This is a genomic window from cyanobacterium endosymbiont of Epithemia turgida isolate EtSB Lake Yunoko (genome assembly GCF_000829235.1).
Taxonomy (GTDB): Bacteria; Cyanobacteriota; Cyanobacteriia; order Cyanobacteriales; family Microcystaceae; genus Rippkaea.
Genome location: NZ_AP012549.1, coordinates 2,058,463 through 2,074,009 on the forward strand (window position 1 = coordinate 2,058,463; position 15,547 = coordinate 2,074,009).

Genomic DNA, 15,547 nt, shown 5'->3' on the forward strand with positions numbered 1-15,547 from the left:
ATTGTTGACATACTAATCACTTTTTTATACTATTTAAATCTTAACTTCGTCCTTTATTTTTGAGTAAAAATGATTCATATAGCTATTATTGGAGCAGGCGTTATCGGAGCAGCAATTGCTTATGAACTGAGTTTAGTTAAAGGGTTGAGAATTACCTTGATTGATAAACAAGTTTCTGCTTTAGGTTCTACGGGAGCAGCATTAGGGGTTTTAATGGGAATTCTTAGCCGTAAAACAAAGGGAAGAGGCTGGAAACTTCGTCAAACTAGTATAGAACGCTACAAAACTCTAATTTCTGAATTAGAAATCCTCACTAAACAAAATATTCCTGTTAATCATCAAGGAATTTTGATGTTAAGATTTGCAGAAGAACCGATAGGAGAATGGGAAAACCTCATAACAATTCGTCAGTCTCAAGGTTATGACTTGGAAATTTGGGATCAAAAAACTCTAAATAGAAAATGTCCCCACATTGATAATCCTAGGATTATTGGTGCAATTTATTCACCTCAAGATTTACAAATTGACCCCAAAAAATTAACACGAGTTTTAGTTAAAGGAGCTTCTATGAACGGGGTTGAATGTAAGTTTGGGATTGAGGTTAAAAATATTATTTATGATACCTTAAAGGACTCAAATTTACACCAATGTTATGAAATTCAAACCACAGAAGGTAATTTAAAAATCGATAAGTTAGTTATAGCTGCTGGGTTGGGAGCAACTCCCTTGACCATTACGTCTAGTCAGCCTCTAGACATCCGACCCGTTTTAGGTCAAGCATTGCACATTAAGCTCGATAAACTGCCAGGAAATAAAGACTTTCAACCGGTAATCACAGGAAACGATGTTCATATTGTTCCATTAGGAAATGGGGAATATTGGATCGGTGCAACGGTAGAGTTTCCTGACGAAATGGGAGAGATTATTTCACATCCAGAATTGTTAGAAAAAGTAAAACAACAAGCAATTAGTTTTTGTCCTCTTTTACAAGATGCTAAAGTCATAAAAACTTGGTTTGGAAAACGTCCTCGTCCTCAAGGTGAACCTGCTCCAGTTATTAGAGAATTGCCTCATTATAATAATGTTTTATTAGCTACGGGACATTATCGTAATGGAGTATTATTAGCACCAGCAACCGCATTAGCTATTCGAGAATATTGGTTTGGCTGAGCTTATCATGTAAAACTAACGCTTTAAGAGAAGTGAATATAAAGTGAGAAATATTTATTTGTTTGTTTAAAATTTTTATTAATAATAATTGACCTTAAGAGCCTTCATGACTGAAATTAGTATCGATGGTTAAGTAGTAGAAGTAGATTTTAATTTATTAAGTGAAAAAATAACCTAAAATTATACAATTAACCTCTATATTCTTAAATAATAAAATTATATAATATAAACAAAAAAGTATTGTATTAATTAATTTGATTCTCTACTTTACGGATTCTGAAAATTATATTAGATTCAACAACTTCAAAAATATAACTTTATTGTTATGACATTGGGCTAGTAATTTATACTAATCAACCTAGCAGAACCAATTTTATAACCATCAAAAGTATAGGTAAGACAAATTAAATGCTATGAATGATACTCATGATCACACAAACGTTAAATAAACTGACTCCACCCCCAAGCGGCAAAAATGGCGACAAACGCTCCAATAAAAGTATTTAAAATATTAACAACTTCATTAGTCATCCAGTCTAATTTTTCCTGTAAAGTTGCCCCAATTAAACTTTCTAAACTAGTAGCAATAAAAGCAGAGAAAATACACCAAAACACTCCTGCTAGATTAATTAAGCCAATCCCCCAAGCTAATAAAGCAATTACCCCAGAAGCAATCACTCCTGCTAAAGTTCCCTCAAAACTGACGGCACCCTCAGTTCCTCGTGGCACAGGTTTTAAGGTAGTGATTAAAAATGTGCTTTTCCCATAAGCTTTTCCTATTTCAGAAGCAGTTGTATCAGAAAGTTTAGTACTAAAACTAGCAACATATCCTAAGATAAATAATTGTTGCCAAGAAGAATCAGAAGATAAAGTCATCAAAGCACACAGTATAGCTATTAATGCTGACCCCCAAACATTTTCTGGACCTCGTATTCCTGAGCGGTTTTCAGCAATTCCTGCTGCTTCTTTTTCTGTTATTCCAATGCGGGTTACTGCTGAACCCATTAAGAAGTAAAACATAACGACGGTGTAACCTTGCCATCCAAGTGTTCCCCAAACTAAAACCCCTAATACCCAAGCATGGAGGTATCCAGCAGTAGTTAATAATTTTTTAGGTACAATGAAGGCAATGATGATTAAAAATGAATTTAGACCATTAGCAATGAACCAAGGGTTTGCAATTTCCATCTTAATTAAGAGTTAATTAATTTAATCGGATTTAAATTTTTTTGCTAACAAAGCTTTTCTATAAGCGGCTTCAGTTTAAATAGAAAATAAGATTGAAACATTTAAATAACCTTCTCTGATTTTTCTTTAAGTTTCATTGTTTATTTTTAGTACCCTCCGGTAGTATTCACTTAAATTAAAGCAATCTCTCAAATTACTGCAGTTTTTAACAACCTACTTTATTTGAGAGATCACTAAAAGCAATCTCTATGGAAATTCTACCTTATTATCAGGTTTAAATTCCAGGTCATAAGTTAGGTTAGTATAATTAATTGGAAAACATTTTATAGATTTTAAGAGAAGATAATAGTCTAAATTATTGTTTATTTTATAAAAATTAGGTTACTTAATTTTTATGAGTTAAAATTTTTCATCATTAAAAAAGTTTTTTGATACTACACCTTCTGTATTTTAAGCATGACTAATTAACCATGAATTTGCTAAACTATGGCTTTAAATTTATAATTAATAATCCTCAATGCGGATTATACCTAGTGATTTTAGTACGAGAATAGACCCCAAAAATACAACAGCTTATCTTGATTGTTTAACTTCACTAGCTAAAAAATTAGCAATACTATTTGTTCTTCTATAAACTAGACAATTTATAAGCTGATTTAACTGTTACTATTGATACTATTCTCGGTTAGAAACAAAAAATAAATAACTGAATTTAATTATTTGGGCTAATTAGAGCAACATAAACTTTATGCATAATCTTTAATTGTCAAGGGAATATAATAGCTAGGGATTTTTATTTTATATGCAATATAAATCGATATAAATTGCAACTAATTTAGTTTACATTAATAGTTATTAAGCTAGTTTGCTAAAACTAGAGATAAGACTAAGGTTTAAATAATTGCCAAGAGCATTTTTATCCTATAAAACAGGTGTGTCAATAGAGGGTTTTTAAAAAAATAAAGTAGCACTGGTCTTAATATACTATCTATAGCAATAGCACTAATTTACTAACTTATTTTGATCATAATTTTTGATATAAGCCGATATAAGTTAGTATACTATTGTTGGGCTAATTCTATATTAGAAGTCTCTTTAAAAAAGAGATACACTTCTTCAATGATTATTTGTTATAAATTAATAACAATTGCTTTTGTGCCATATATTTAAACACGTATCCCTAAATATAACATTAAAGTTTTTAGGTCAAAAAAGGTGGGCATCGCCCACCCTAGATTATTTTAAGTTTGGAATTTAGCGTTTGGCTAATTTTTGAGTTTTTACCTTCCGTAGACGAATGGATTCAGGCGTTACTTCTACTAATTCATCAGCCCCAATATATTCTAATGCCCGTTCTAAACTCATTTCTTCGGGGGCTTGCAATTGGATTAATTCATCTCCAGTCGCAGAACGATGGTTGGTCAATTGCTTAGTTTTGCAGACGTTTAATTCCACATCTTGAGGACGGTTACTTTCTCCAATAATCATTCCTTTATACACTTTGGTTCCAGGAGTGATAAAAAAGATACCGCGATCTTCGGCGTTTTTCAAAGCATAGAATGTTGCAACTCCTTCTTCAAAAGAAGTAATCACTCCGTTGTAACGAGTTCCTAAATCTCCGGAAATGGGACGATATTCCAAGAAACTATGGTTCATAATCCCCTCACCCCGTGATATACGGATGAAATCTCCACGAAACCCAATTAAACCTCGGGCTGGAACCACAAATTCCAATTGAGTCCGTCCGTTGATTCCAGTTTGCATATCTTTCATTTCCCCTTTACGTTCTCCCAAGCGTTCAATACAAGAACCAACTGCTTGTTCAGGAATATCCAAGACTAAATATTCAAAGGGTTCACAGGGTTGGCCATTTACTTCCCGATAGATAACTTGGGGTTGGGAGACTTGGAATTCATAACCTTCTCGACGCATGGTTTCAATTAAAATACCGAGGTGTAATTCTCCCCGTCCGGATACCCCAAATTTATCGGGTGACTCGTTTTCTTCAACTCGTAAAGCAACATTGGTTTCTAATTCTCGTATTAAGCGATCACGGATTTGTCTTGAGGTAACATAAGTTCCTTCTTGTCCAGCAAAGGGAGAGTCGTTGACAGAAAAGGTCATTTTTAGGGTAGGTTCGTCAACTTTAATTAAAGGTAAAGGCTGAGGTTCATTGGGACAGGTTAAAGTTTCCCCAATATTAGCATCTGCAAATCCAGCCACTGCCACTAGATTACCAGCACTCGATTCTTCAAGTTCTACCCGTTGCAGCCCTTCGAACCCGAGTAATTTACTAATTTTTCCTTTAACCATACTGCCGTCTTCTTTTATCAAAGCAGCTTGTTGACCTGCTTTAATCACCCCATTATGAATGCGACCAATAATGATCCTCCCTAGATACTCAGAATAATCGAGGGTAGTAACTTGCAATTGTAAGGTTTTAGTCGGATCGCCAGCCGGTGGGGGAATATGGTTCAAAATTGCTTGAAATAGCGGTTTCATGTCTACCTCTTCATCTTCTAAGCTATTTTTTGCAAAACCGGATAAACCCGAGGCAAATAGGGTCCTAAAATCGCATTGATCATCATCTGCACCAAGTTCTACGAACAGATCGAAGACTTTATCTACAGCAATATTAGGGTCAGCTTGGGAACGGTCAATTTTATTAACGACCACAATGGGACGTAACCCCTTTTCTAAAGCTTTTTTGAGAACAAAACGAGTTTGGGGCATCGGACCCTCATTAGCGTCTACAATCAAAATACAGCCATCTACCATCCCTAAAACCCGTTCTACTTCTCCTCCAAAGTCTGCGTGACCAGGGGTATCTACAATGTTAATCAGGGTGTCTTCATAGCGAACTGCTGTATTCTTTGACAAAATGGTGATTCCTCTTTCCCTTTCTAGGGTATTGGAGTCCATTACACAGTCTGGGATCTCTTCCCCTTCGCGAAAGATACCGGACTGTTTGAGAAGAGCATCAACCAGGGTGGTTTTACCGTGATCGACGTGGGCGATAATAGCAACGTTGCGGATGGGAAGAGACATAGATAATGAAATGGTAAAAAAGTTTAGAAATGTTACTATAGATTTATTAACTACTCTAGCTTATATGATTATAGTAGCAGTCGGCTAAGTTTTAGGAAATAGACAATAAGCAATCGGCAATAAATTACAGTCTAATTAATTAGGATGAAGAAGAGACATAATAATAGAGCTTTATTATTGAGAATAATGGCTTCTTTAGGGAAAAAATTTTTTGCATCTGCTGCTATATTTCAGATAACTTAAATAGTTGTTAACGAACTTTAGTATAAATATTTTAAAAAATAAAATATTTAATTATTCTAAACTGACAAATCTGTTAAGGATAAATAATCACGTACAACATCTCTTGATAAAAATTTAAAATATAATATAAAGTTTGATTATTGACAATAGATTAATATAAAAAAAATAACCTAAAAATAAAATTTATTTAGCTTTTTATTTAAACTAAATAATGTTGAATTTAATCCCTTTAATTAATTTGCATATATAGCATTAAATACCTAATTCGGTTTAATGAAGAAGATTTTTAATGTAGTGACTTTAATTTCAATCGATTAAAGTAAAGAATACTAAAAATATTAGTTGTACTAACAAGTACAGATATATTTCATAAATAGTTCCATTGAAATCATAGAAAATAGTAATAAGATCAATCAATAAAATTTTACAACTAGCAGAGTGTTTAAAGTTAATTTAAGTCTTGTCAATTGTCTCATTAGATATAATGTATATAACCATTTATTCAGAGCTAAAGAAATTTTTAAAAAATTGAGACTAAAAAACTTAATATTGTGTAACAATTGCATGAATAATATCATGATGTTTTTTTACAAAAACTAAGTCCTCGCTTACTCAGTAAAATAGTGATTAAAGTTTATATTACCACCATAAATAGCTTATTACTATATTTTAATTTAGTTTGAGAATAAACACATCATATATTAAGAAGTTTACATAGATAAAATTTACCATTTAAGACATAAATATTCGACGATACTTATATATTTAGGCAACCTCAAGGAAAAAGAGGTTATGGAAAATATTTCAACAATCGAGGAAAAAATATTATTTTTGATTAAAGTATTTATTGTATAAGTATTTTTAATGTATTTTTTATGTGAATTAAAAACAAAAAAAAATTATTTTAAATAACAAACTTTTAATGCTATCAATATAGCCATAAATTTATGTATATATAAATGATTTACAGGTTTATAAAAAAAATAAAATATAGAAATAAAATAGGGTATATAGGAGTAGAGTTTATATCTGTATACTCTAATTTTTTTATTTTTAATTCCGTTAAAACCTACTATAGAAAAAATAATAAATCTTGCTTAACTAAAGAATCTTGCAATTTCCTGAATCTCAATTAAGCTATCAACAAAACGATTGGTTTAGCAAACGCTAAGAATATAACTGGCTAGTTTACTCAACTGCTGTTATCATGAGTTACCTATTTGAAACCCGCTATAATCGCTGATCTAGCAACAATCAAAATTACTTATTGAACATGATCTTAATCTCCTCCCCGGCTCACAAAGATAAACTATATTTATATAAAAAATGTAGAATAATTAAATTATCATCGTTTGTCAAACATTACTTGTTAATTGATATCAGGAAAAAATTTTAATTCTATGGCTATTGAAATTGAGCGCAAATTTTTAGTTAAGGGAGATGCTTGGCGCTCCTGGGGACAAGGAAAAATCTATCGACAGGGGTATATTCTAACCCAAAATGAAATGACTACCGTTCGGATAAGAATTGTGGAGGATTGTGCTTTCTTAACATTTAAAGCAAAAACCAAAGGATTTTCTAGAGAAGAATTTGAATATTCTATTCCTTTAGAAGATGCAGAAATAATATTAAAAAATCTATGTGATTATCCTTTGATTCAAAAAATTAGATACCGAATACACTTAAAAAATTTAGTTTGGGAAGTGGATGAATTTCAAGGAGAAAATGAAGGATTAATTTTAGCGGAGGTAGAATTAAGTTCTGAGGACCAATATTTTGAGTTGCCAGCTTGGATTGGTGAAGAGGTAACCCAAGATTTAAGATTTTATAATGTGAATTTAGCCAAACATCCTTATTCAATCTGGAAATAAATTTTTATAACAAGTTGTTAGATATAATGCTATTAGCTGTTTACCGTTTTTTTATATCTCAAATGAATCGTGAATCTGACCTTATTTCTCTATCAACTATACCAACTGCACCAGCAGGATTTAAGTCTGGTTTTGTTGGGATTATTGGTCGTACAAACGTGGGAAAATCAACTCTAATGAATCAATTAGTAGAGAAAGAAATTGCCATTACTTCTCCTATATCCCAAACTACTCGTAACCGCTTAAGAGGAATTATAACCACTAAAGAAGCACAAATTATTTTAGTTGATACTCCAGGAATTCATAAACCTCACCATCAACTCGGAAAAATTCTAGTACAAAATGCTAAATTTGCAATTAACTCTGTTGATATTGTTCTCTTTATTGTTGACAGTTCTGTTCCAGCAGGAGGAGGTGATCACTATGTTGCTGAACTCTTAAGAACTTCTCCTAACCCAGTTATTTTAGGACTTAACAAAACCGATAAACAACCCTCAGATTACCATCTTTTAGATAAAAGTTATTTAACTCTAGCTCTACCTTATGATTGGCCAGTTATTAAGTTTTCAGCTTTAACTGGAGAAGGATTAAAGCCGTTACAAAAGGCATTGATAAATCACCTTACTCCTGGTCCTTATTATTACCCACCAAATCTAGTTACTGATCAACCTGAACACTTTATTATGGGGGAATTAATTCGAGAACAAATATTACATAAAACTAGCCAAGAAATTCCTCATTCTGTTGCAGTTGTTATTGAAAAAGTTAAAGAAACTTCTAATATAACTTGTGTTTTCGCTGCAATTAATGTAGAAAGGGACTCACAAAAAGGGATTATTATTGGCAAAAAGGGGAATATGCTTAAAGCCATAGGAAGTGCTGCAAGAGAACAAATACAAAAACTAATCATGGGAGAAGTTTATTTAAAAATTTTTGTAAAAGTCAAACCAAAATGGCGACAATCAAGTCTATGTTTGTCAGAATTTGGTTATCGGTTTGAATCTTAAATCTTGTTTTTTCTGAAAATAAAAAGTGATTAAAAATTACATCTTTATCTCAAATTTTTTATTCTTAGCTACTTTAAATATAGTATAAAAAATTCTATATGTTTCCACTAAAAATTTGTGTATTCGTGTTGCTAATGAAAAAAATTTTATCAATAAAAAGTGCGGAAACTTAGTTGAAATTCTAATAGGAGTTTATAGCTTTATCAAGGGTTACAATATTGAATTAGTTCTCAATTAGGAAAACTCATGAGTGATCGAACTCCTGCTTTTACTACTTTTAACTGTCTTTGTCAAAAAGAATTTAATCCTGATAATAGTTTTGGAAGTTATTAGCTACTTATTTATTAAACTTAGTCCAAAGTAACTGTTGTTTTTATCGTTTGTGCTTCAATAAACTAGTAAATTTAGAAGTGGGTGATACTCTCGAAGTATTAGTTATTGGCTAGATACCCGAAATTAGGAATAGCATTGATTTCTATTTAAATAAACCTAAATCAGTTAAATAGGTTCAACTAGAAGAAATCAATCATGAACAAGATGCCCTATATTATGAAGTACACAATAAAGAGGTAGCTATCTTAAAAAAAGAGGAAAATATATTTGTCTTACGTAATAAAGAATTTTACTCGACTTTCACCGGTGGAGGATAATCGATAAAATATAAAAATTTTTGCTCTAATATCGTAAAAGAAACAATTAGTTTATTTACAGAATATCCAGAGAAAGGGATGCCAGCATGTCCCAATAAGATGATTCGATTTTATTTCCTTTCAATAATTTAGATGGTTTGTGAGTACAGATCATAATAACAGTTTTTGAGTAGTGTTACCCCTAGAAGAAAATATGATTATTCAGCCTTTAATCTATTAAATAATAGTAAGTTTGTTGAATGTATTTTTGATCTCGATGCCAAAACTATATTTGTCGATATTTATCTCTTTGTTTTACTTACTCTATTTAGAAAAATTGTGATAAAAAAGTTTAGTAATGTAACAGTTAATTGTGACTAATGAATCAAAATTATAAATATATTCTAGATTGTTAGTTCAGCCAATCCACTTCTATTGATTATGGTAATCCTCAAAAATTACGGATTGTTAAAGATTTTAAAGTCGACTAAGCTGTGTGATCTCACTTTTTACCTGCCGACGAATTGCTTGCTCCTCAGCAATTAGATAAGTGGAATAAATCTCCATTGAGTTGTCTAGCTTTAATTATTTTACTGGATCAATTTTCTCGTAATATGTTTCATCAACAACCCTAGTCATTTGCAACAGATGCTCAAGCTTTAGAATTAGCTAGATATGCTATCTATTAAAAATTTAATCGTCAATTATTTACTGTACAAAGGTAGTTTATTTATCTCTCTTTTAAACATAGTAAAAATTTGCTTTATCTATACCAAGCAGTTATTTTATTTTCAACCTTAAGATCCGTCTTCTGGAAGAAGCGGTGACACGGTGTATTTATATTTTTTGTCCAGCTATTTTACGGGGGATGATCCTGATAGTATCAGTACCATTGAATATACTTACCAGCATTTAAAAGTTATTGAACGTTTCCCTCACCGCAACCAAATTTTAACACGTGTTAGTACCGCCTATAAATTATACATTCTAAAATGACTTGAGTCTTCTTTTCTAGGTGAAATCCAATTTCCTGAAGTATAGCTATACATTAAAGCCTGCATTTGTATTTCAAGTTAATAACAACAGTTTTATTTTAATTAAAGAGCGATCATACGTTAATAACCCTTGACTGTTACTCTTGATTTATAAATTAATCTGCTTTTTCCCCGGCTAAATCCATATATTTACCGTGTTTAGGAGTCAATACTTGAGTTGATAGTTTATGTCGCGCTAACATTTGTTGGAACTCTTGTATTGTTCTTTCTGTTTTGAGTATGACCGTTAACACCCCTTCGTATTCTGCACTTCCTGCAGCTACTGCAGAGAGAATAACTCTGGATTGATAGCTACTTACAGAATTGTAATGTGTTTTTTGTCATTGAAGAACGTGTAATATATGAAGAATACTAGTTCCCAATAGTAAATTGCCCTATCAATAGGGATTTAATGTTTCAAAATTGAATTATGATAACCGTGAGGTTTGCAATAAAAACGATTTTTATTAACTAAATCCGTGAATTATATAGCAATTTTCTGTTAATTGAGAACTAATGAAAGAACCAGAAACCGCTTTTACTTTAAAAATGTCTTCGGAGGAGTTAATTTTTACACAGCAAAAAAATGTTACCTGAGTGCAACCTAGATTTTTGAGCACTTTAGCTGCATTAGGAAATTTTACTACCCGAATAACCCCTGAGAAAGTAAAATTAAGTCAATAGGTTCCTTGATAGAATAAAATGTGGACTTTATTTTCTTAAACAACCACACCAGACCATCAGATAGGAAAAAACACTAACAAAGAGCCAAAAGGTTTGAGGTTAAGCATTACATCTCCTTTCTTAGGGTAAATATTTATTACTTGACTGATAATAGATTCTCATTACTTTTCCTTGCCATGATTAAAAGGACAATCAGAGGTTAATTTCTGGAGAAAAGTACTATTATCAAAATAATGCTCAACTTCTATAATTTTTAAGTTATCTGTGACCCTGGCAATACTTAATCCCACAATTTCGATAGTTTGTCCTGTGGGTTGATGATCTTTATATGGACCATTAAATGTTCCCCAGTGTCGCCACTTAAAAGTAATATTAGGTGGACCTGATAATACTTCGGTTAATTCCCAGAGAAAGCCATTAGGAAAAGCCTTATGAAATAGTTCATAGGAAGATTTAAAAGTTTCTTCCGTGGCACTATACTTTTCACTATTATTAATAAATAAATTGTAAGTTCCTTCATCAGACACATTTTGGGCTGTATAAAACTGTCCGCCATTGCTACTCATCCGAAATTTATCGGTTACGATTGATAGCCATTGTTCAGGATTAATTTTATGGGAGGCTTCCATTTCGAAAGTTCTCACCAAGTTTTCAACAATTGCTTCTAATGACCCCTCAGGATGATTAAATTCGCTTTCTACTCTGAGAAATTGATCAGTATGGGAATAATCTGGACGTTCGCCGTCGCGCCATTGCACCCCTTCATCATTAGCAATCACTTTGTCGCGACTTTGTACCCAAAGTGGTAATTTGGCTGAGTCATCGTAATCCATTTAACTTCTCCTGTCGTCTAATCGTGGACTAAAAACTCTCCTCTAAGAGGGTATTATAAAGACCATATCGTAATTATTAATTTTAGATTAAGATCTTTGTGTAAAAAAATATGAATTTTTTAACTATTAAATCGTACATTAAAATGCTATGTTCTGTAGTTTCAATAATTAATTGAGTGGATTACCTAACGAATTGCAACTGATTTCTTCTCAAAATTGAATCTGTAACTAACCTAACTTACCAAATATATTTTTTTTATCACTATAAGAAGGGTAAATCTGTAAAATAAACACATATAGCTTTTGGTAAATGCGTCAGGTTTAAATTTATAAAATTCTATGGTTTTCTAGTAATGATTCTTTATGAAAAATCATTACTAACGACTATGAATCGTTACATATAAAATAAAATTTATACATTTGAGTATTTATTTCTATCGGTTATGCTCAGTATTCAATTTCCTTGGCTTAGAGTCATCATCTTGATTTCCCTACTGGCAGCTTTCGCTATTCTCTATCATGCCTGATAAATGGAGAATTTTCGGTTTAATAGTAAAATTTAATATTTTTCGCTCTTTCAATTCTGTTAGCTGAATTTTTAGGCAGTCTGATATCTAGCACTTGTTTTTTTAAAAAATTTTTCTACTTTATACTTACTTTAAGCCCAACTACCTGAATCCTACTTAAATACTCAGGTGAAGTTTCAAACCTTTTGATTATAACAATTAATTAATCTCACAAGCTAAGAACAATACTTAGCTTGTTTTCTGTTTAAGCTAACTAAAACTAACACTGTAATTTAAGATAATGCAATTACCTCCATTCTCTGTATCTGGAAATTGGCACTGAAAAGGAACCAGAGATATATGATTAAGTACACCAGGGTCAGAAGACAAGTTATTTTCTGCCTGTTTCTGGGTTACAAAATAACAGTTACTGTCAAGGCAATACCCGTCCAGAACAATGTTTTACTTCGAGCAGGACACAGTCCAAAAAGTTTCATTGTTTAAGTCTCCTATTGTTTAACCCACTTAGAATATTCCCATTTTTTGGTAATAACAGTTACCCCATACTAATTCTATTTGAGATAAAATCTACTGTATCTGAAATTATGTTGAAGAAATCACGGAATATTTATTATTTAACAAAGCTTATCCTCCAGAAGCTAGTTTTATTTCTATAGATAATCTTGGTGTCATGACAAAGTAACAGAAAGGTGGATACACAATTCAAGTAAAGCTTCTAAATATTTTTCTCCATTTTACCCCAAAAAACTCTAGTCAAGATGCCTATAGATTCAATTTAATGATATTAATTTAGTTAATAAACTATGAACTTGTAGATTTAAAATACAATCTAAAAAACCAGATATTTTTAGTAGCCAATAATAAAAGATAGATTTGTAAAGTCTTTAAAGACTACAAAAAACTCATAAAAAATGGGTAATAAGTAAATTGTTTATAACTTCAACATGACTATTTTATTAGACTTAGATCTTTCGGAAAAACTACAACAACTCCGCAATAGTTTGCGCCCTGGACAAAGACAGTTGGCAGATTGGGAAAGGGGAGAAATGGCCATATCCGCAGTTCCTGGAGCAGGTAAATCTCATAGTTTGGCAGTAGCGGCGACTATCATGATCGGACGCTATAAATTACACTCTAAAAAACAACTGATTATCGTGACTTATACCCGTTCTGCGGCAGCTGGCATTAAAGTTAAGATTAAAAGATGTTTGAAGGAATTACAATTACCTCAAACAGGTTTTGTGGTACAAACTTTACACAGTTTAGCACTTAATATTGCTAGTCGCAATCCTCAGTTGTCTCAGCTCAACTTAGACACCGCTACTATTGTTACTCCTACCCCTAGTCATCGTATTATTCGGACTTCCGTAGAAGAGTGGATTAATGCTAACCCTCACCACTATCAAGTTTTATTACAAGGATTCCAATTTGATGGAGAAGAAACGGAAAAACTACGTCGTCAATCGGTATTACGTACTGAAGTTTTACCTAAACTAGCTCACATCATTATCCGTGAAGCTAAAAGTTCAGGACTTTCTCCCCAAGAGGTAGCACGATTAAGTGAATATTCGGCGTATCATTATAATATTTTAGGAATAGGAGCAGGATTATATCAACAGTATGAAAAAGTGATGCAATCACTCGATTTTATTGATTATGATGACATAACCTTAGCATCTTTACGGGTTTTAGAAAATAAAAATATTCGTAATCGCTGGCAACAAGAAACTTTTGCCGTTTTTGAAGATGAAGCTCAAGATTCTAGCCCACTTCAAGAAAAATTAATTAGCTTATTAGCTCAAGATTCAAACCATTCTGACAATCCACCCAATTTAATTCGAGTCGGTGATCCTAATCAAGCAATTAATTCTACTTTCACTCCTGCTGATCCTGTTTATTTTAATTGGTTTTGTAACCGCTGTAAAGATCAAAACAATTTAGTCATTATGAATCAAGCTGGACGTAGTAGTAAAGTTATTATTGATGCAGCTAACTTCACTCTAAGTTGGGTTAATAGTCAATGGATAAATGAAACAAAAAATAGTCAAAAAATTGAGTTAAATAAAACTTTTTTAGATTTAACTGAAGAACATATTCCTTTTCGTCAACAGGATATTCATCCAGTCAAAAAAAATACTCTTCATGCTAACCCTAAATCTGTAGGAAAAGGGTTAGAAATTTATACACCAAAAGATATATATACAACCGTTAAATTAATAGAAAAAAGAGTTATCAAACTTTTGAAAAACAACCCTAAACATAGTTCAGCTATTTTAGTCAGAGAAAACCGTCAAAGTCAATTTTTAGTAAAAAATTTAACTCATTTAAGAAATGATCACGGAATTAAAATATATGAAGTAGGAGAAGCAGAGAGATTCTCTAAAATTCCTGAAGAAATACTTAGAATATTACAATTCATTGATCGTCCTCATTCCGCAGAATATTTAAAATCAGCCTTAGGAATTTTAGAAAAACGAGATTTAATTGCGTCCCAAGATCTCAATACATTAGTTACCTATCCCGAGAATTTTATCTATCCTAATCCCTTAATTAAGGAACAAAAACAAGAAGTATTACAAGCGCGTCATTACTGTTGTAAACTTTTACGAGCTAAATTAGAATTACCATTCTATCAACTGATCCCATTTTTAGGAATAACTCTTAAATATACAGGATCAGAATTAGCTACAGTTCAAAAACTTTCTGACCGTATCAATCGACAAGTTATAGAAAATAATTCCTTAAAAGCAACTATCAAAACCCTTCAAGAAATTGTTAGTGTTGAAGGATTTGAAGCAGTAGAAGAAGACAATGAGGATCGTTATAACAAAGCTAACCAATTGACAATCATTACTATGCATAAAGCCAAAGGATTAGATTGGGACTATGTCTTTATTCCTTTCCTACATAAAGATGTTTTACCTGGTAATCCTTGGGTTCCTACTGCGGCTAAATTTCTAGGAGATTTTGCTTTTGCAGAAGTCGCCCGCGCTCAAGTAAGGTCAGCAGTTTACAGCCAACATATCACCCAAGGATTAGTCCGGGAAATACCTGAACCTAAGAAAGCTTGGGAAGAAGCGAGAAAATTTAAAAAAGCCGAAGAATATCGTTTACTTTATGTAGCAATGACAAGGGCAAAACGCCTATTATGGATGTCTGCTGCTCATTTGGGACCCTTTCGTTGGAATGTTTTTCAAGGGAATAAAACAATCAATCTACAATCCAAAGTTCCTTGTCCTGTTATACCAATTTTGAAGAAACAATTTCCTGAGTCAATTATGTAAATATTTACCCGGTTTAAATTACTTAAATC

Annotated in this window: 10 protein-coding genes; 6 read left to right on the top strand and 4 right to left on the bottom strand. The window is 32.1% G+C overall.

Annotation, left to right across the window (positions count from 1 at the left end; all coding sequences use genetic code 11):
- The first annotated feature begins 69 nt into the window (after positions 1-69).
- Positions 70-1,170, top strand: coding sequence for an NAD(P)/FAD-dependent oxidoreductase (locus ETSB_RS06380; RefSeq protein WP_044106977.1), 1,101 nt, complete (start codon positions 70-72; stop codon positions 1,168-1,170).
- A 441-nt stretch (positions 1,171-1,611) separates the two neighbouring features.
- Here ETSB_RS06380 and ETSB_RS06385 read toward each other — a convergent pair whose 3' ends face one another.
- Both ETSB_RS06385 and typA read right to left on the bottom strand, forming a co-directional pair.
- A complete protein-coding gene (locus ETSB_RS06385) occupies positions 1,612-2,358 on the bottom strand; it encodes a TIGR00297 family protein (RefSeq protein ID WP_044106978.1) in 747 nt (248 codons plus the stop codon).
- A 1,254-nt stretch (positions 2,359-3,612) separates the two neighbouring features.
- Positions 3,613-5,406, bottom strand: coding sequence for a translational GTPase TypA (gene typA, locus ETSB_RS06390; protein WP_044106980.1), 1,794 nt, complete (start codon positions 5,404-5,406; stop codon positions 3,613-3,615).
- A gap of 1,643 nt (positions 5,407-7,049) precedes the next feature.
- On the opposite strand from typA, the gene ETSB_RS06395 reads away from it, so the two are divergent.
- The 4 genes from ETSB_RS06395 (at position 7,050) to ETSB_RS10345 (ending at position 10,152) form a co-directional block, all read left to right on the top strand.
- On the top strand, positions 7,050-7,520 hold the full coding sequence (locus ETSB_RS06395; protein ID WP_044106981.1) for a CYTH domain-containing protein: 471 nt from the start codon (positions 7,050-7,052) through the stop codon (positions 7,518-7,520).
- A 62-nt stretch (positions 7,521-7,582) separates the two neighbouring features.
- Positions 7,583-8,527 carry a GTPase Era gene (gene era, locus ETSB_RS06400; protein ID WP_044107667.1) on the top strand — a complete coding sequence of 315 codons (945 nt, stop codon included), beginning with the start codon at positions 7,583-7,585 and terminating at the stop codon, positions 8,525-8,527.
- Positions 8,528-9,680: 1,153 nt separating this feature from the next.
- Positions 9,681-9,791: a DUF924 family protein gene (locus ETSB_RS10675; protein ID WP_332403805.1), complete on the top strand. Its 111-nt coding sequence runs from the start codon at positions 9,681-9,683 to the stop codon at positions 9,789-9,791.
- A gap of 211 nt (positions 9,792-10,002) precedes the next feature.
- A complete protein-coding gene (locus ETSB_RS10345) occupies positions 10,003-10,152 on the top strand; it encodes a DUF924 family protein (RefSeq protein WP_232509873.1) in 150 nt (49 codons plus the stop codon).
- Between the two features lie 154 nt (positions 10,153-10,306).
- Here the strand turns inward: ETSB_RS10345 and ETSB_RS10000 are convergent, their stop codons facing one another.
- Positions 10,307-10,444 (bottom strand): hypothetical protein, encoded by a 138-nt coding sequence (locus ETSB_RS10000; RefSeq protein WP_171816425.1) that lies wholly within the window; start codon positions 10,442-10,444, stop codon positions 10,307-10,309.
- A 591-nt stretch (positions 10,445-11,035) separates the two neighbouring features.
- Complete coding sequence (locus tag ETSB_RS06405; RefSeq protein WP_044106983.1) at positions 11,036-11,707, bottom strand: ester cyclase; 672 nt, start codon at positions 11,705-11,707, stop codon at positions 11,036-11,038.
- A 1,471-nt stretch (positions 11,708-13,178) separates the two neighbouring features.
- Between ETSB_RS06405 and ETSB_RS06410 the strand changes: the two genes are divergently transcribed.
- Positions 13,179-15,518 carry an ATP-dependent helicase gene (locus ETSB_RS06410; RefSeq protein ID WP_044106984.1) on the top strand — a complete coding sequence of 780 codons (2,340 nt, stop codon included), beginning with the start codon at positions 13,179-13,181 and terminating at the stop codon, positions 15,516-15,518.
- Positions 15,519-15,547: the final 29 nt, after the last annotated feature.